Raw genomic sequence first — 17,296 nt, forward strand, 5'->3', positions numbered from 1 at the left:
CTGCCGTCGAGCACGATGAGGAAGTCTTGACTTCGAGCGCACTCGAAGGAGAAGGCTGATGGGCATGACCACATCAAACGACACGACCACTCCCCCGCACCGGACTCTCGGCGTCGGCAACACCGCCCTCGAAGTGTCGGCCCTGGGCCTCGGCTGCATGGGGATGTCGGAGTTCTACGGCACCAGTGACGAAAGCGAGGCCATCGCCACGATCCATCGCGCCCTCGACCTCGGCGTCACTCTGCTGGACACCGCCGACATGTACGGACCGTTCACCAACGAGAAGCTCGTTGGGCGTGCGATTGCCGGTCGTCGCGACGGCGTGGTGCTTGCCACGAAGTTCGGCAATGTGCGCGACCCGGACAACCCGATGTTGCGCCGGATCGACGGTTCACCTGACTACGTACGCCAGGCGTGCGACGCCAGCCTGCAGCGCCTCGGCGTCGACCACATCGACCTCTATTACCAACACCGAGTGGATTCCACGGTGCCGATCGAAGACACCGTCGGAGCCATGGCCGGACTCGTCGAAGCCGGCAAGGTCCGCTTCCTCGGTCTGAGTGAGGCGTCGTCCGCCACGATCCGCCGAGCCCAGGCGGTGCACCCGATCACGGCGCTGCAGACCGAGTACTCACTGTGGACCAGACACATCGAGAGCGAGATTCTGCCCACGCTGCGTGAGCTGGGCATCGGTCTGGTGCCGTACTCGCCGCTTGGCCGCGGCTTCCTGACCGGCACCATCACCTCGCCGGACGACCTGGAGGCCGGCGACTTCCGCCGCTTCAACCCGCGGTTCACCGGTGATGCCCTCGCCGTTAACCTCGCGCTGGTCGATGCCGTACGTCAGCTTGCGACGGCGAAGGGGGTGACCGCCGGCCAGTTGGCTCTGGCCTGGGTGCTGGCACAGGGCGATGACATCGTGCCGATCCCCGGCACCAAGCGGGTGCGCTACCTCGAGGAGAACGCCGCGGCCGCCTCCGTCACGCTGACCGCTGACGATCTCGCCGCACTCGCCGCCGCCGTACCGATCGAAGCTGTGCAGGGCGAGCGATACCCAGACATGTCCTCGATCGACTCCTGAGGCATCCGGCCAGAACCTGACTACCCGCTGTACTCGTTGGTGAAGGCATCGGCTGCGGCAACGGGCTTCTCGATCAGCTTGGACTTCTCCAGGAAGGCGCTCATCGCGTCCCACTGGGCCGGGTCCAGCGCGGGCAGGAACTTGCCGTCCTGAAGCGCCATCACGTCCACGGTGGCAGCCAGCACGGCCTCGGCATTGGGCCTGGCGGCCTCTGTCCAGCCGGGGATCTGCTTGGCCGAGATGTCGATCGCGGCCTTCTGGTCGGCGGCGGTCGCCTCGATCGCCTTGGTCACTGCTGCGATCACCTGACGGACCACCTCGGGATGCGCCTTGGCGTACGCGGCTGTCGTCAGCAGACTGGTGCTGACCAGCGGTACCGTGCCCGGAGCCACCGGGAGTGACCGAGGCTCGGCCCCGGCGGCCTGCAGCTGGACCAGCTCGTTGGTCCGGAATCCGGTGACGGCGTCCACCTTCTTGCCACTGAGTGCCGCTACCTGGGTGTAGCCGACCTCGACGATCTTGACGTCGTCCTCACTCAACCCGGCGGTGGCCAACGCCACCTGGACGGCCAGCCACGACTCTCCGTACCGCCCTGGCACGCCGAGCTTGCGGCCCTTGAGATCGCTCAACTGCTGGATCGGCGAGGAGCCCAGGACGATCACCTCGACCGGGAAGGTCTTGTAGTAGGAGCCCACCGCGATCACATCGACGCCCTGAGCGCGGGCCTGCATCGCCTCGCTGCCCGCCGCCACCAGGAAGTCCTCGGAGCCGGCGGTGAGCGCGTTGAACAGACCCTCGTTGGAGCCGTGGTGGCGCACGCTGACTGCCGCGTCGACGCCGTCGAACAGCGACTGGGACTGGCCGACATAGAAGGGTGCGAACTGGACATTCGGGATGTAGCTCAGCCCGATGGTCGCTCGCGCATTCGACGCCGATGGCGCCGGGCCGGAGGCCGACGGCGATGGGCTGCCACCGGTCGCCGCGGGGGCACAGCCGGCGACGCCGAGGGCGAGTGCGGCGGTCAGGAACGTACGTCTCTTCATGGCTGACTTCCTCAATTCGGTAGGGCTCATCTCAGGGGTTCATCTCAGATCTCAAGGGGCTATCTCAGGGACTCGATGATGGCGGAGCGGCGCTCCCACCAACTGATCAACAGATAGGCACCGGCAGCGAGCAGGCACAGCCAGCCGATGCTGGCGAACATGCCGGTGGTGTCCACCGCATCGCGCTGCACGGTGAGCACGGTGCCGAGGCCGCTGCCGCCCATCACCATCTCGCCGACCACGGCTCCGGTGACGCTGAGCGCGAAACCGTTCTTGAGGCCGCCCAGCAGTGAAGGCAGGGCCAGCGGCATCTCCACGTGCCGCAGCAACTCGAGACTGCCGGCACCGTCCAGCCGAGCCGCGTCCACCACCTCCTGGTCGACCATCCGCAGTCCCACCACGGCCGAGACCAGGATCGGGAAGAAGACGATCAGCGCGCACAGCAGCACGATCGGCAACAGCCCATAGCCGACCCACAACACCAGCAAGGGGGCCAGGGCGATCGCCGGGATCGCCTGTGTGGCACCGAGGAACGGCTGCACGGCATCGGCGAACCAGGTGAGGCGATGGATCGCTATCGAGAGCGGGATGGCTACCGTCGCGCCCAACAGACAGCCGCCCAACGCTTCGACGAACGTGACCGCCAGATAGGGCCAGAGCACGCCATCGACCGCGTCCTGCCAGGCTCGGTCGATCACGGCCAGCGGCTTCGGCAACAGCACCGGCGACATGGTCGAGGCTGCCAGCGACCAGAGCCCGAGCAGGATCAGACCGAGCAGCGCGGGCGCGAGCACGCGCCGCCGCTGAGGGCTCAGCCTGGTCATGGTCTCCTCCCGTCCCCCGCTGTCGTATGGCACTGCCGTACGTCCGGGGGATGGCGCGGGAGAACGCGCCAACGACGGCGGGCGCCATAGGCGTCCACCGTCCGTGCTGCCTCCCATCCGGACTTTCACCGTCGGTTCTGGAGTTTCACCAGATCAACCGCTGCAACTGCAGCGGGTCGCGGACTGTCACCGCCGGCTCGGACTTGCACCGACCCCGGAGCACGATTCGGCGGTCAGTATACGCACCCGACGAGACCGAAATCGCTTTGTGTCAGGGCACCTACCCTTGCTGCATGCCCGCCGTACGCACCGCCTCGCGCCACCGAACCCGTCACCGTCTCGGACTGCTGCTCGCCGCTGGCCTTGCCGCCACTTCGCTAGCCGCCTGCTCGACCGAGAACCAGTCCGCCGATGACGCGTACAAGATCGGTTGCCCGGCGTTGGATGCGGCTGCCGCAGGTGGGTCGACGCTCAACCAGGCAGCAGTGAAGGCGCTGGAGGCCGCCCGCGACTCGGGCCAGCTCGACCCGGAGCCGACGAAGTGGGTCGACGCGGCGATCAACGTCCTCAATTCACCCGATTCGGGCAACATCTCCGCCGAGGCCAAGAAGCTGCTCATCGACGGCTGCGCCGAGCACGGATATACCCTGCAGAACCTCAAGTGAGCCGTGTTGCACAGACCCTTCCGCTCTGCATGAATATTCGACATATGGCATGAATATGCTCTAGGCTCGGATCTCGTGTCCAAGGTCTTGAACTCTCTCCCGGTCGGCGAGCGCGTCGGCATCGCCTTCTCCGGAGGGCTCGACACCTCCGTCGCCGTTGCCTGGATGCGCGAGAAGGGCGCGGTCCCCTGCACGTACGCGGCCGACCTCGGCCAGTACGACGAGGATGACATCGCCTCGATCCCCGAACGAGCTCTGCAGTACGGGGCTGAGATCTCGCGCTTGGTCGACTGCAAGGAGGCCCTGGTCGAGGAGGGGCTGATCGCGCTGCAGTGCGGCGCGTTCCACATCCGTACCGCCGGGCGGACCTACTTCAACACCACGCCGCTGGGTCGAGCCGTCACCGGCACCCTGCTGGTGCGGGCGATGAAGTCGGACGGCGTCGGTATCTGGGGGGATGGGTCGACCTATAAGGGCAACGACATCGAGCGCTTCTACCGGTACGGTCTGCTGGCCAACCCCCAACTGCGGATCTACAAGCCGTGGCTGGATGCGGCCTTCGTCAACGAACTCGGTGGCCGGGCAGAGATGTCGGCCTGGCTGACCGAACGCGACCTGCCGTACCGGGCGTCGAAGGAGAAGGCGTACAGCACCGACGCCAACATCTGGGGTGCCACCCACGAGGCCAAGCGGCTGGAGCACCTGGACACCGGGATGGAGATCGTCGAGCCGATCATGGGCGTCGCCTACTGGCGCGACGACATCGAGATCGCGCCGGAGATCGTCACGCTGAGCTTCGAGCAGGGCCGGCCGGTGGCCATCAACGGGCGTACCTTCGACAGCGCGGTGGACCTGGTGCTGGAGGCCAACGCGATCGGTGGCCGGCACGGACTGGGCATGAGCGACCAGATCGAGAACCGGATCATCGAGGCCAAGTCACGCGGCATCTACGAGGCGCCGGGCATGGCGCTGTTGCACATCGGCTACGAGCGGCTGCTGAACGGCATCCACAACGAGGACACCCTCGCCAACTACCACGCCGAGGGACGGCGGCTGGGCCGGTTGATGTACGAGGGCCGCTGGTTGGATCCGCAGTCGCTGATGCTGCGTGAGTCACTCGTCCGCTGGGTCGGCTCGGCGGTGACCGGCGAGGTGACGATCAAGCTGCGGCGGGGCGAGGACTATTCGATCCTGGACACCACGGGGCAGAACCTCTCCTACCACCCGGATCGGCTCTCCATGGAGCGGGTCGAGGACGCGGCCTTCGGCCCGATCGAGCGGATCGGTCAGCTGACCATGCGCAACCTGGACATCGCCGACTCTCGTTCCCGGCTGGAGCTGTACGCGTCCCAGGGCATCGTCGGCGGCGCGACCGCCGAACTGGTCGGCGGTCTCGAACAGGGCGCTGCCAAGGCGATCGCCCGCGGCGCCGGCCCCGACGACGAGCAGGAAGCCCTCGACCGCGCCGCCATGGAATTCGGCACTGATTAGTCGTCACTCGCTGCGCAGGGCTGCGCTCAGCCTCTGCCTTCCCTCCTCACGAGCGAACAAAAAGCGCGTTCGCTCGTTCGTCAGTCCAGACAGAGGCGCTCCGCCCGCGCGGTCGCTCGCGACGGGTGTCACTGCGCGCTAGCGCGCTTGTGACCACTAGCGCGCGAAGAGTTCGCCCGAGACGGTGGTGATGAAGTTCTTCAGGGAGTCGGGCAGGTGGTGCAGGTGCCAGCCTTCGGGGCCGTGGTACCAGCCGAGGTCGAAACGGTCCTCGTGCTCGTCCTCGTCACTGGCCACGATGGCATCCAGCCAACGCTGGTGGCCGCCCAACACGACCGCGTACGGCAGCAGCTCGGAGATCTCGCTCAGTTCGCGGCCGGGCGGCAGCTGGTTGGTGGGGTGTGACATCAGATCCGAGCGCAGCACGCCCAGCCCCGCCAGCAGCGCTGCTCCGGACTTGGTCCTGGCCGGCATCTCCTGTGCCACGAACATCAGGCCGAGCGCCAGCACGATCAGGGCGAGACCGATCAGGCCGAATGTGGTGAAGGCAGCCAGCAGCGCGGTGATCACAACGGAGCCGACCAGCCCGCCGATCGCGAGTTGGGTCCACCGGTTGCGGGTGGCGTCGGGCCGGCGCTCGAACCAGCCGTACGCCACCACCTCGTCGTACAGGCTGTCCTGGACCGCGTTGACCGACTCGTAGACCCGGGAGGGCAACTCCGAGACCTTGACCCCGGCCACACCAGCGGCCGCACCACCAGCACCACCGGACCCAGCGCCATCGAGCGGCCCAGTGACTCCCGCCAACAGGGCGAGCTCGAACGGGTGCAGATTCGACACATCGGAATCGGTACGGGTCAGGGTCCAGTCGGTCGGGGCGAACTCATTGGCCCGGGGCAGTTCGGTGATCAGCAGGTGCCCGTGCACGGCCAGGTCGATCAAGGTCGCGGTCACATCGATCGGATCGACACGCTCGTCCGCAACCGTACCGACATGACCCGGCCGGACATTGCCGAGCACGCGGAACTCGGTCTGGCCCGGCCCGACCGGCACGAACTCGGCCGCCTTGCTGACCTCCGTACCGGCGCCGGCATCCACCCCGGCGCGGCGATGCAACGCGAACAAGGCAGCTGCGCCGAGCACGAGCAGCCCCAAGGCGAGCGCCAGTGGCAACGGCTTGGCGGAGAAGGCACGGGCCAGGGTCCAGACGTCCTCGAGTTGCTGGTTGGACTCGAGCGCGCCCGCTGGGAAGCCGATCCTGACCTGGACGAATTCACCCGGACCGCGGGGTCCGTCCCGGAAGGTGGGCTGGCGCGCGTCCTCGGTGCCCGCGGCCGCGAAGGTGCACGGAACCTCAGAACTCGGCGAGCCGGCGTTGCATTCGACGAACGAGAAGGGCACCGGAATCGCCACGGTTGCGCTGAACTCCGAGACCGTCGAGTCGAAGCCCTGCAGCAGCGGCCAGGCCAAGGCGGTGCCCTCCGGCGTGGCGATCACCGCGCCGACGACCGTGTACTCCAGGCTCACCTGCTTCGATCCGTTGGTGGGAAAGCTCACGGTGGTGAGACGCCCCCCGGAGACCTTCACCGTCGGCTCGACCGGCTGTCTACCGGCCGTGGCCTGAAACCCGCTGACGTCGTAGGTGTATCGCCGGTCGCCCAGCACGTCCTGCTGGGTCTCGAAGGTCTGCTGAGCCTCGGCCGGCACGGTGCTGAAGGTGATGTCCTGGCGCACCGTCAAGGTGCCGTCCAGACCGAGGTTGGCTGTCACGGTGAAATCGGCAGCGGTGCCGTCGGCACGCGCGGTCGGCGTACCGGGCCCGATGAGCAGACCCGCCAGCACGAGCACGGCAACGATAGGCAGCACGATCGCTCGGGCGAGGGCGGGCAGCGCGCGAGTCGGACGCGCAACGCCACGAGCTGGTACGCGGTCTGAGGTGATGATCTCCGGCACGGGCTTAGCCTCCCACAGCCGCGTGTCGCCCGGCCGGTTCAAACGGCGCAGTCGGATGACACCAGCTGCCCACTAGGCTTCCGCACGTGACACAGCAGCAGTGGGGCGGCGCTCCGTACGGTCGCCAGAACCCGTACGGCAACCAGCCGCCTGCTCCATGGGGCAGCCAGGGCTTCGGCCGACCCAGCGCTGGCGTCCCCGGTCAGTTCTCCCCGGGTCAGCGATTTCCCCAGGGCCAGCGGTTGGCCCCCGGTCAGCTGCCCGCCCCGGGCCAGCAGGGTCAGTGGGCAACCAACCCGCCGGGCGGATTCGGTGGACCGCAGCCGGGCGTGCCGTATTACGGACCGCCGTCGCAGCCGCCCCGCAAGCGCAGCCCGCTGATGGCGCTGCTGCTGGGTCTGGTGGCGATGAGCGTACTGGCGATCATCGGGCTGGTGATGGTCAACGTCTTCACCGGTTCCTCGGACGCCGCGTACCAGAACGACGACTACCAGGTCCCGCCCGCCGACAGCGCTCCGCCGGCGCTGCCAGTTCCGACGACCTATGCCGAGGCCGAGGGCTGGCTGGTCAACAACCGCCTCTACGCCCAGACGACGCCGGCCCCGGTGCGGTGTGACAATCCACCGATCAACATCTCGAACGCCTCGGACAGCGCGCTGGAGACGCATTTCAGCAATCAGGTCGAGTGCCTGATGCGGGTCTGGAATCCTCCGGTCACCGGCGCCGGCTTCGTCCTCCCCCGTCCGTCAGTGACCATCTACGGCGAGAAGATCACGACCAAATGCGGTACGTCAGGGGTCAACGCCTTCTACTGCAGTGCTGACCAGCAGATCTACTTCTCGAACCTGCTGCCGCAGGCGGTGCCGATCATCCGCACCAACAAGTGGGCGGCCGAGGTCGTGATGGCCCACGAGTTCGGGCATGCGATCCAGGGGCGGACCGGCATCTTGATCAGCACCCATGCGCTCGCCCAGAACGCCGACTCCGAGGCACAGTCGAGCCAGTTCCTGCGCCGCCTCGAGACTCAGGCGGACTGCTTCTCCGGGATGTACATGCGCTCGGTGTCGCGTTCGATGGGCATCCAGCAGTCAGATCTGGACGGCATCGAGCGCACCTACCAGGCGGTCGGCGACGACACCTTGTCCAAGGACGCGAACATCGTGGGCGATCACGGGCTGGCCCGGAGCAGAGTCTTCTGGGGCCTGACCGGCCTGTCCACCGGCGACATCGGCAAGTGCAACACCTTCACCGCCCCGGCCAACCAGGTGCGTTAGAGCGCGGACACCACGTTGAACGACCGCGCGAGCGAGCCCGTCGCGAGCGGCCGTGAGGCGGAGCGCCGGCTCCGTCTGGACGACTGAGCGAACAAGACACGTTCTTCGTCTTGTGAGTGAGGGAGGAAGACGGAGTCTTGGGAGCGCAGCCTCACAGCGAGACGACTAAGACAGCACGACTAACGCCGTGGCGATGGCGGCGACGCCTTCGCCGCGGCCAGTAAGGCCGAGCCCGTCGGTGGTGGTCGCCGAGACGGTCACCGGGGCTCCCACGGTCGCCGAGAGCAGTTGTTCCGCTTCGGCTCGACGGCCGGCGAACCGGGGCCTGTTCCCGATCAGCTGAACCGCGATGTTGCCGACCTCGAAGCCCGCCGCGCGGACCCGTACGGCGGTCTCGGCCAGGAACGCGAGCCCGCTGGCGCCACGCCACTCGGGACGATCGGTGCCGAAGTTGCTGCCCATGTCACCGAGGCCGGAAGCCGACAGCAATGCGTCACAGGCGGCATGGGCGACTACGTCACCGTCGGAATGCCCGTGCAATCCGAACGGCTCGTCCGGGAACAGCAGCCCGGCCACCCACATGGGGTGGCCGGGTGTCAGCTGATGTACGTCGACGCCGATGCCGGTCCGGAACGGCGTCGAGGTGGACCGGCTCAGGAGGCGAGGACCTCATCGAGCAGGATCTCGGCCTTGTCCTCTTCCACGCGCTCGGCAAGAGCGAGCTCGGAGACCAGGATCTGGCGGGCCTTGGCGAGCATCCGCTTCTCACCCGCGGAGAGGCCGCGCTCCCGCTCCCGCCGCCACAGGTCGCGCACGACCTCGGCGACCTTCATGACGTTGCCCGAGTGCAGCTTCTCCAGGTTCGCCTTGTACCGGCGAGACCAGTTGGTCGGCTCCTCCGTATGTGGTGCTCGCAGCACACTGAACACTCGTTCGAGACCGTCAGCGTCGACCACGTCCCGTACCCCGACCAGGTCGAGGTTGCAGGCAGGAACCCGGACGACCAGATCGGTCTGCCCAACGATTCTCAGGACGAGGTAGAGCTTGTCTTCACCTTTGATCTGACGGGTTTCGATGTCCTCGATGACGGCGGCCCCATGATTGGGGTAGACCACCGTTTCGCCGACTGTGAAGGTCATATTATCTTGTACCCCTTTCGCGGTTTCCAAGTCTACCACGCTGAGAAACTGCTCAAAGCAGCGTTTGCGCTAGCCAGAGGCCAGATTTATCGGCAGAGAGGGGTTGACAAACCAGTGTGGCTGTGCCTCGGCAGGTGAGAGACACCACACCCCGGGGTCCCACCGCCCTGACCGAAGCGGTACATTCTGCCCCGGCGACAGACTTCACAGCAACGCGGCGGGTGGCGCGGCTGTGCCGCCATGCAAGTGATCGCTAGGCTGACCCCCACCTGCCCCGCACGTCCCACCTACGCAAGCCCACAGGAGTCGAGATCGTGGCCCACCTCGCGCGAACCCGAGTTCATCGTTCCCTGGCCGCGACCCTGATCGGTCTCGCCCTTCTGGTGTTCATGTCAGCCTGCGGCATGAAGGCCCAGACCACGCAGCCGTACACCCCGGCCGAAGGTGTGAACACCAACATCGGCCCGACCGGTGAGTGGGTGCAGGTGCGCAACCTGATGGTGCTGAGCCGCGGCAATGGCGAGGGTTTCCTGTCGGCCAGCATCGTGGCAGATCAGAGCGACACCCTGACCGGAGTCACCGGCCACCCGATCAAGACCAGCGGCGACCCGGGCGCGGAGTTCACCGCCACCCTCGCGAAGCCGCTCGAGCTCACTCCAGGCAAGCTGGTCGTGTTGACCGACGAGGCAGAGCTGATCACCGTCCAGAGCTCCGACCTGATGGTCGGCGGCGAGGCCGAGCTGACCCTGTCGTTCGCCAACGTCGGCGACCAGACCTTGAAGGTGCCGGTGGTCGACGCCAACCAGCCGGACTACAAGACCATCTCGCCCCGCCCGTCAGCTGCTAGCCCCAGCCCCAGCAGCTAAGAGTGCGAGCGACAGGCCGCCCGCCGGTGTGCTGAGGAGGAGTGAGGAGAGGCGTTCTTCCTCTCCTCACGACGACGAAGTAGCCGGCTCCAGGGCGGCCAGCGAGCACGACCATTGACACGGAGTGCGAGCGACAGGCCGCCCGCCGGTGTGCTGAGGAGGAGTGAGGAGAGGCGTCTTTCCTCTCCTCACGACGACGAAGTAGCCGGCTCCAGGGCGGCCAGCGAGCACGACCATTCAACACGGAGTGCGAGCGACAGGCCGCCCGCCGGTGCGCTGAGGAGGAAGTGCGGAGAGCCGTTCTTCCTCTCCTCACGACGACGAAGCAGCCGGGCAGGAGGGTGGTGTCGAGCGGCGGCCGTAGCGAGCAGGTGCCCGGGTGCGTACCGGGCAAGGCGGAGGAGGAGTCGGATAGCGGGGTTCTATCCGCGACGACGACAACGCAGCCCGGTGCGTGCCCGGGTGCCGCGCAGTAGGCCGGCGTTTGACACCGCCCTCCTACAGGGCGGCCAGCGAGCACGACCATTGACACAGCTCAGTTCTCGAACTTGTAGCCGAGTCCCCGGACCGTCTGCAGCAGTTGAGGCCGAGCCGGGTCCTCCTCGATCTTGGCCCGCAGCCGCTTGACGTGCACGTCGAGGGTCTTGGTGTCGCCCACGTAGTCCAGGCCCCAGACCCGATCGATCAGCTGGCCGCGGGTCATCACCCGGCCGGCATTGCGGAGCAGCAGCTCCAGCAGCTCGAACTCCTTGAGTGCCAGCCGCACGGGAGTGCCGTTGACCGAGACCTGATGCCGCTCGATGTCCATCCGGACGCCGTGTGCCTCCACCACATCAGGCATCAGCTCGGTCTCCTGCCCGCGGCGCAGCACCGCCCGGATCCGGGCGACCAGTTCACGCTGGCTGAACGGCTTGGTGACGTAGTCGTCGGCGCCCAACTCCAGGCCCACGACCTTGTCGATCTCGCTGTCCCGCGCGGTGACCATGATCACCGGCACGGATCCGCGCTGCCGCAACTGTCGGCACACCTCGGTGCCCGGCACGCCGGGCATCATCAAGTCAAGCAGCACGATGTCGGCACCGCCCTGGTCGTACGCAGCCAGGCCCTCAGTGCCGTCTGCGGCTGTGACGACATCGAAACCCTCCTTGCGCAGCATGTAGGCCAGCGCATCGCGATAGGACTCTTCGTCCTCGACGACAAGTACGCGGGTCATCTGGATCAGCTCCTGGTCTTAGCTCGGGCCGACAGCGAGGTGACAGCAGCGCCATCGCGGTCGGGGTCCTGGTCATGGTCTTGTTCGGAATCGTGGTCGTGCTGGGCAGGCAATCGCAGGGTGAAGGTGGAACCCTGTCCCAGCTGGCTCCAGACGGCAACGTCGCCGTGATGGACTGCGGCAATGTGCTTGACGATCGACAGGCCGAGCCCGCTGCCCCCGTTGGCGCGGCTCCGGGCGTAGTCGACGCGGTAGAAACGCTCGAAGATCCGCTCGAGTTGGTCGGTCGGGATGCCGATGCCATTGTCAGACACAGTGATGGCGACATAGTCGTCGTCGCGTACCTGACGGCGAGCAGCGACGACCACCCGGGCACCGGGGTCGGAGTAGACCAGGGCGTTCTCGACCAAATTGCCGATCGCTGTGGTGAGTTGCTGCTGATCGCCCATCACCTGCAGGCCGTTCTCCCCGGCGACGGTGATCGTGACCTCGCGCTCCTCGGCGTCAACCCGACATCGGTCGACGGCCTCGATCAGCACGTCATCGATCTCCACCGTGTCTGCGCGGCCCATCGGGTCGGTCGCCTGCAGTCGGGAAAGGTCGATGATCTGGCTCACCAGATCGGCAAGCCGGGTCGACTCGATGCCCATCCGAGCCGCGAACCGGCGTACCGCCTCGGGGTCATCGGCAGCCTCCTCGACTGCTTCGGCCAGCAGCGAGACGGCTCCGATCGGCGTCTTCAGTTCATGGCTCACGTTCGCGACGAAGTCCCGACGGATAGCTTCCACCCGACGCGCGTCGGTCAGGTCGTCGGCGAGCACCACGACCAGGCCACCAGACATCGGAGCCACTCGGACCCCGAGCAGCAGGTCCGCATCGCTTCGACCGGAACCGCCGCGGCTGACGTTCACCTCTTCGCTCAGCATCCGGTCCTCGCGCCGGCACAGCCGGACCATCTCCAGCACTTGGGCGATGACGACCCGGGAGCCCCGGGTCAGGCCCAGCTTGAGCGCCAACGGAGTCGACTCCAGCACTTCGTCGTGCGGGCCGACGACGACCCCTGCCGAGCGGATCACCGCCAGCACCTGGCTGGTGCCCTCAGGCACGACGACGGCCGGGCGATGCTGGGGCGCGACCAACTGGTCAACCTGCCGGTCTCGCCGCCGGTGCGCCGAGATCAGCAGCCCGAGCAGCACGCCCAGGAGCAGGCAGGCAGCGCCGAGCAGCCCAGCAACCCAGTTCACAGTCGCGATACTAGGTCGTAAGCCCGCCTCAAGTTGCCGCTCATGGGGTCGCCACACGCAGCTACAGGGAGGGTTCGGGCTGAGTTCACCCCTCGTTCACATCCGAACTTCGCCAGCCGGTCCATTTCGGGCATAGGCTCGAAGTCGAGCTTTTCTGATCAATCCCGAGGAATCCCCATGCGCGACAGCTACCACGACCAGCTCGACGACATCCTGGCGGATCTGGTGCACATGTGTCAGAAGGTGGCGATCGCCGTCCGATCGAGCACCAGCGCTCTGCTGGACGCCGATATCCATCTCGCCGAGCAGGTCATCGGCGACGACACCGAGCTCGATCGGATGCAGGCCGACATCGAGGAGCGCGCCTTCACCTTGCTGGCTCGGCAGTCCCCGGTCGCCGGCGAACTCCGTACGGTGGTGGCGTCGTTGCGGATGGTCACCGAGCTCGAACGGATGGGAGACCTGGCCGCCCACGTGGCCAAGATCGCGCGGCTGCGTTATCCGGAGGTCGCCGTGCCGGAGTTGTTGCGGCCCAACTTCGTCCGAATGGGCGATGTCGCTGAGAAGATGGTGGTGACCGCCGGCCACACCCTCAGCAGTCGCAGCATCGAGAGCGCCGAGGACCTGCGCTCACGCGACGAGGAGATGGACGACCTGCGTTCCAGCCAGTTCCGAGTGATGCTGGGAGACGGCTGGGAATACGGCGTGGAGGCCGCCGTCGACGTGGCCCTGCTCGGCCGCTACTACGAGCGGATCGCCGATCACGCGGCCTCGATGGGCCGCCGGATCATCTATGTGGTGACCGGCGAGTTCCCCGAGACCGAATACTGGCCGCAACCCTGACGCATGCTGGTCGCCCCGAGTTCTGGCGGAGTCCCGCTGGGCACGACCAGCCGTGGCTCGGCGTCCCAACCTCGACTTCGCACCAATTCCGTCTTCTTCGCACCAGGCGTGCTTGGTGCGCAGTCCCACCAGCTGGTGCGAAGTGGGGATCGGGGTGGTGTGACCTGAGGTCGCCGGTCCGGCTGGCGCCGCCGGGCCAGAGATGTACGCGGCTCTGACGGGATGCTGAGTCGTTTCGCGCCGCGGGGCCACCGACGACCAGCAGTTGCGCGTACGCGGCCGTACGTTTTGCGCCGCGGGGCCACGGACGACCGCTGACCGGGCCTGCACGGCGTACCTCTCGCGCCACCGGGCCACAAACGACCGTCGACCAGGCGCGCACGGCGTACCTCTCGCGCCACCGGGCCACAAACGACCGTCGACCAGGCGCGCACGGCGTACCTCTCGTGCCGCCGGGCCACGGACGACCGTCGACCAGGCGCGCACGACGCACCTCTCGCGCCGCCGGGCCACAGATCAGCGCCGGAGCGGCGACTTCTGGCTCTGTCAGGTGGGATCGCTGATCGAGAAGGAGGCAAGGCACCTGTTCACGGCCGAAACAGGTGCCAAACCTCCTTCTCGCGAGGACCTGCGCCGAAGGCGTGGGCCGAAAGGGACCTACATGCACCCGCCTCCACCGCCGAAATCCCGCATCGACTTCGCACCAATTACGTCTTCTTCGCACCAGGCGTGCTTGGGGCGCAGTCGCACCAGCTGGTGCGAAGTCGGAATCGGGGCAGGTCAGCTGATGCGAAGTCGGGTCAGGATCACTCCTACTTCTTCTTACCTTGGTTCTTGACCGCTTCGATAGCCGCTGCGGCGGCGTTCGGGTCGAGGTAACGCCCACCGACGGTGACCGGGGTGAAGTCGTCGTTCAGCTCGTAGAGCAGCGGGATGCCGGTGGGGATGTTGAGCCCGACGACCTCGGCGTCGCCCATCTTGTCGAGGTGCTTGACGATCGCCCGGAGCGAGTTGCCGTGCGCCACGACCAACACGACCTTGCCGGCGGCCAGGTCCGGGACGATCTCGTCGTACCAGTACGGCAGCGCCCGCTCCAGCACGTCCTTCAGGCACTCGGTCTGTGGCCGCAGCTCCGGCGGCATGCCGGCGTACCGCGGGTCGTGAAAGTTGGAGAACTCGCTGTCGTTGTCGATAGCGGGCGGCGGGGTGTCGTACGAGCGGCGCCAGAGCATGAACTGCTCCTCACCGAACTCGGCAAGCGTCGCGGCCTTGTCCTTGCCCTGCAGCGCACCGTAATGCCGCTCGTTCAGCCGCCAGTGCCGCTTGGTCGGGATCCAGTGCCGGTCGGCGACCTCGAGAGAGATCTGGGAGGTACGGATGGCGCGCTTGAGCAGCGAGGTGTGCAGCACGTCGGGGAGCAGGTCGTTCTCGACCAGCAGCTCACCGCCATGCTTGGCCTCGGCCTCGCCCTTCGCGGTGAGGTCGACGTCCACCCAGCCGGTGAACTGGTTGGTGGCGTTCCATTCGCTCTCGCCGTGGCGAAGCAGGATCAAGGTTGCAGACACGTTCCGCACTCTAGTGGCGCACTGCCCAAGTTCTGGAGCAAGACCCACGTGAGATGTCGATGGCGGTGTAAAAGTCGGGGTTAGTTGAATCAGGCACCGGCGACTTGGGCTCGTTCCTGTCAGGCCGGTTGAACCAGCCAGCGCGCTTGATAGGGCTTGAGGATGATCTCGCGGTCGGTCAGTGGGCTCTCGCCGGTGAGCGCATCGACCGCCCAGTTGCCCAGCGAGACCACCCATCGCGGCAGCCGCTGTGGTTCCGGGGTCACGTTGTAGATGCCCACCATGTTCTGGGTGGCCGCACGACGCTGGAACACCAGCACCGCCGGATTGACCGGGTCCATCACCTCGGTCTCCACTGCGGCATCCATGCTCGCCAGCCCCGACCGGACCGACGCCGCATGCCGCAGCCCGTGCCAGACCCGATGCTCCACGGTTCCTTCGACGTGCCGGCGCTCAGCCGCTGTCCAGTCCATCGGCGGCCGATGGACCCAGCGGTTGTCATCGGCATGCGCGGGGTCGTCGACATAGTCGTAGTCGTTGCGCAGCGCCAGTTCGTCACCCATGTAGACCAGCGGCAGCCCGCCGAACCCGTACACGATCTGGTACGCGAGCAGCAGTCGCCGGATCGCCAGGTCGAGGTGGGTCTCGTCACCGCTGGCCAGTGCCGCCTCGATGCCGATCAGCGATGCCGCAGTGCCACTGATCCGCCGATCACCGGTGGCGAGGTTCTCTTGGAACACCAGACCGCGCGCGTCGCTCATCGGATAGCTGCCGGCATAGAAATCCGACAGGAACCGGCGATGCTCGAAGCCGTCCAGCCCGACCGCGGCGGCATCGTCGTCATCGATCGCCCAGCCGATGTCGTCGTGACAGCGCAGATAGGTGCCCCACACCGTGCTCGGCGGCTTGGCCGGGAACCGATTGAGCGCGGTACACAGCAGTCGGGTGTCCTTGGCCGCCAAGGTGGACCAGATCTGCACCATCAACGAGTTCTGGTACGCCAGATCGCAGACCCGTCCGGCATGCTTGCCGACGCCGAGGTACGCCGGCAGATCGGTCGGACCGACGATCGCCTCGGCCTTGAAGATCAGGGCGGGCGCCGCAATCCGAGCGATCGCGCGCAATGCCTGGGTGATCGCGTGCACCTCCGGCTGGTTCTGGCAGCTGGTGCCGAGCCGTTTGACGATGAAGGCGATGGCATCCAGCCGGATGCATTCCACCCCGAGGTTCGCCAACCAGCAGATGATGTCGGCGAACTCGAAGAACACCTCGGGATTGCGCCAGTTGAGGTCCCACTGCCAGGTGTTGAACGTCGTCCACACCCAGGACTGCGATTCGTCGTCGAAGGTGAAATTGCCGGGTGCGAAGTCAGGAAAGACCTCCGGCAGCGTGCGCTCGTACGCGTTGGGGATATCCCGATCGGCGAACATGAAGAAGTAGTCGCGATAGTAGTGATCACCGCCGGCTGCCGCCCGCGCCCAATCGTGCTCCATGGCAACGTGGTTCAAGACCAGGTCGACGGTCAGCGAGATGCCGACCCGACGCAGCGCGGTCGCCAGCTCACGCAGGTCGTCGATGCTCCCGAGATCCTCGCGGACGGCCCGATAGTCCATCACCGCATACCCGCCGTCATTGGGACCGGGACGGGGTTTCAGCAGGGGCATCAGATGCAGATAGGTGACGCCGAGCTCAGCCAGGTAGTCGACCTTGTCGATCACCCCGCGCAGCCCACCGGCGAACAGATCGGCGTACGCGGCATAGCCGAGCATCCGCGGATGCTGATACCACTGCGGGTCGGCATGTCGACGCAGGTCGAGCAGCCGCAGATCCTCGGGCCGTCGTCGGAAGCTGCTGGCGGCGATCTCGACGGCCCGCTGGGCCATCTCGACCGCGTGCTCCGGATAGGCGCCTGTGAGACCCGCAAGCAGGTCCGGCCAGTAGCGCTGCAGCCTGGCGGCGAACACCACCTGGTCGTGGGCCGGCTCTCCGTCGAGCAGCCCGGCGGCATCAGGAATTGTCATTGCGATTCACCCTAGTGGGACGGTTACTCTCTGGGTCGCATTCATGGGCAGGACTGGCAATCTATGGGCAGGAC

At 66.8% G+C, this 17,296-nt stretch carries 15 protein-coding genes and 1 riboswitch; of the genes, 6 read left to right on the forward strand and 9 right to left on the reverse strand.

From position 1 onward, the window contains the following. The first annotated feature begins 58 nt into the window (after nt 1-58). The gene (locus MLP_RS22825) at nt 59-1,081 is read left to right on the forward strand and encodes an aldo/keto reductase (RefSeq protein WP_013865564.1); all 1,023 of its coding nucleotides are present in this window, start codon (nt 59-61) and stop codon (nt 1,079-1,081) included. A 20-nt stretch (nt 1,082-1,101) separates the two neighbouring features. On the opposite strand, the gene MLP_RS22830 is transcribed toward MLP_RS22825, so the two are convergent. Further along, a complete protein-coding gene (locus tag MLP_RS22830; protein WP_013865565.1) occupies nt 1,102-2,124 on the reverse strand; it encodes an ABC transporter substrate-binding protein in 1,023 nt (340 codons plus the stop codon). 59 nt (nt 2,125-2,183) lie between these two features. Then, nucleotides 2,184-2,948 (reverse strand): ABC transporter permease, encoded by a 765-nt coding sequence (locus MLP_RS22835; RefSeq protein WP_013865566.1) that lies wholly within the window; start codon nt 2,946-2,948, stop codon nt 2,184-2,186. Nucleotides 2,949-3,047: 99 nt separating this feature from the next. Next, nucleotides 3,048-3,175: riboswitch (FMN riboswitch) on the reverse strand. Between the two features lie 66 nt (nt 3,176-3,241). On the opposite strand from MLP_RS22835, the gene MLP_RS22840 reads away from it, so the two are divergent. Both MLP_RS22840 and argG read left to right on the forward strand, forming a co-directional pair. After that, on the forward strand, nt 3,242-3,613 hold the full coding sequence (locus MLP_RS22840) for a hypothetical protein (protein WP_013865567.1): 372 nt from the start codon (nt 3,242-3,244) through the stop codon (nt 3,611-3,613). 75 nt (nt 3,614-3,688) lie between these two features. Then, the gene (gene argG, locus MLP_RS22845) at nt 3,689-5,104 is read left to right on the forward strand and encodes an argininosuccinate synthase (protein WP_013865568.1); all 1,416 of its coding nucleotides are present in this window, start codon (nt 3,689-3,691) and stop codon (nt 5,102-5,104) included. A 156-nt stretch (nt 5,105-5,260) separates the two neighbouring features. Here argG and MLP_RS22850 read toward each other — a convergent pair whose 3' ends face one another. Next, nucleotides 5,261-7,057: a DUF2207 domain-containing protein gene (locus MLP_RS22850; RefSeq protein WP_013865569.1), complete on the reverse strand. Its 1,797-nt coding sequence runs from the start codon at nt 7,055-7,057 to the stop codon at nt 5,261-5,263. 86 nt (nt 7,058-7,143) lie between these two features. On the opposite strand from MLP_RS22850, the gene MLP_RS22855 reads away from it, so the two are divergent. Continuing rightward, nucleotides 7,144-8,331, forward strand: a complete 1,188-nt coding sequence (locus tag MLP_RS22855; RefSeq protein ID WP_013865570.1) for a neutral zinc metallopeptidase — start codon at nt 7,144-7,146, stop codon at nt 8,329-8,331. Between the two features lie 165 nt (nt 8,332-8,496). Here MLP_RS22855 and ispF read toward each other — a convergent pair whose 3' ends face one another. Both ispF and MLP_RS22865 read right to left on the reverse strand, forming a co-directional pair. Beyond that, nucleotides 8,497-8,952, reverse strand: a complete 456-nt coding sequence (ispF, locus tag MLP_RS22860) for a 2-C-methyl-D-erythritol 2,4-cyclodiphosphate synthase (protein WP_407939019.1) — start codon at nt 8,950-8,952, stop codon at nt 8,497-8,499. A gap of 32 nt (nt 8,953-8,984) precedes the next feature. Beyond that, entirely contained in the window at nt 8,985-9,470 is a 486-nt protein-coding gene (locus tag MLP_RS22865; RefSeq protein WP_013865572.1) for a CarD family transcriptional regulator, read from the reverse strand. A gap of 314 nt (nt 9,471-9,784) precedes the next feature. Between MLP_RS22865 and MLP_RS22870 the strand changes: the two genes are divergently transcribed. Then, nucleotides 9,785-10,336: a hypothetical protein gene (locus tag MLP_RS22870; protein WP_013865573.1), complete on the forward strand. Its 552-nt coding sequence runs from the start codon at nt 9,785-9,787 to the stop codon at nt 10,334-10,336. A gap of 535 nt (nt 10,337-10,871) precedes the next feature. On the opposite strand, the gene MLP_RS22875 is transcribed toward MLP_RS22870, so the two are convergent. Continuing rightward, nucleotides 10,872-11,549, reverse strand: coding sequence for a response regulator transcription factor (locus MLP_RS22875; protein WP_013865574.1), 678 nt, complete (start codon nt 11,547-11,549; stop codon nt 10,872-10,874). 5 nt (nt 11,550-11,554) lie between these two features. After that, on the reverse strand, nt 11,555-12,802 hold the full coding sequence (locus MLP_RS22880; RefSeq protein ID WP_197536668.1) for a sensor histidine kinase: 1,248 nt from the start codon (nt 12,800-12,802) through the stop codon (nt 11,555-11,557). A 168-nt stretch (nt 12,803-12,970) separates the two neighbouring features. Between MLP_RS22880 and phoU the strand changes: the two genes are divergently transcribed. Further along, nucleotides 12,971-13,636 carry a phosphate signaling complex protein PhoU gene (phoU, locus tag MLP_RS22885; RefSeq protein WP_013865576.1) on the forward strand — a complete coding sequence of 222 codons (666 nt, stop codon included), beginning with the start codon at nt 12,971-12,973 and terminating at the stop codon, nt 13,634-13,636. Nucleotides 13,637-14,448: 812 nt separating this feature from the next. Here phoU and MLP_RS22890 read toward each other — a convergent pair. Next, nucleotides 14,449-15,201, reverse strand: coding sequence for a phosphoglyceromutase (locus MLP_RS22890; RefSeq protein WP_231851378.1), 753 nt, complete (start codon nt 15,199-15,201; stop codon nt 14,449-14,451). Between the two features lie 119 nt (nt 15,202-15,320). Continuing rightward, nucleotides 15,321-17,222: an alpha-amylase family protein gene (locus MLP_RS22895; RefSeq protein WP_013865579.1), complete on the reverse strand. Its 1,902-nt coding sequence runs from the start codon at nt 17,220-17,222 to the stop codon at nt 15,321-15,323. Nucleotides 17,223-17,296 lie beyond the last annotated feature (74 nt).

It is taken from the genome of Microlunatus phosphovorus NM-1, from assembly GCF_000270245.1.
GTDB lineage: Bacteria > Actinomycetota > Actinomycetes > Propionibacteriales > Propionibacteriaceae > Microlunatus > Microlunatus phosphovorus.

Coding starts and splice junctions, on each gene's coding strand:
- phoU (WP_013865576.1), top strand. CDS start 12,971: ATGCGCGACAGCTACCACGACCAGCTCGACGACATCCTGGCGGATCTG.
- MLP_RS22895 (WP_013865579.1), bottom strand. CDS start 17,222: ATGACAATTCCTGATGCCGCCGGGCTGCTCGACGGAGAGCCGGCCCAC.
- MLP_RS22865 (WP_013865572.1), bottom strand. CDS start 9,470: ATGACCTTCACAGTCGGCGAAACGGTGGTCTACCCCAATCATGGGGCC.
- MLP_RS22875 (WP_013865574.1), bottom strand. CDS start 11,549: ATGACCCGCGTACTTGTCGTCGAGGACGAAGAGTCCTATCGCGATGCG.
- MLP_RS22825 (WP_013865564.1), top strand. CDS start 59: ATGGGCATGACCACATCAAACGACACGACCACTCCCCCGCACCGGACT.
- MLP_RS22840 (WP_013865567.1), top strand. CDS start 3,242: ATGCCCGCCGTACGCACCGCCTCGCGCCACCGAACCCGTCACCGTCTC.
- MLP_RS22835 (WP_013865566.1), bottom strand. CDS start 2,948: ATGACCAGGCTGAGCCCTCAGCGGCGGCGCGTGCTCGCGCCCGCGCTG.
- MLP_RS22830 (WP_013865565.1), bottom strand. CDS start 2,124: ATGAAGAGACGTACGTTCCTGACCGCCGCACTCGCCCTCGGCGTCGCC.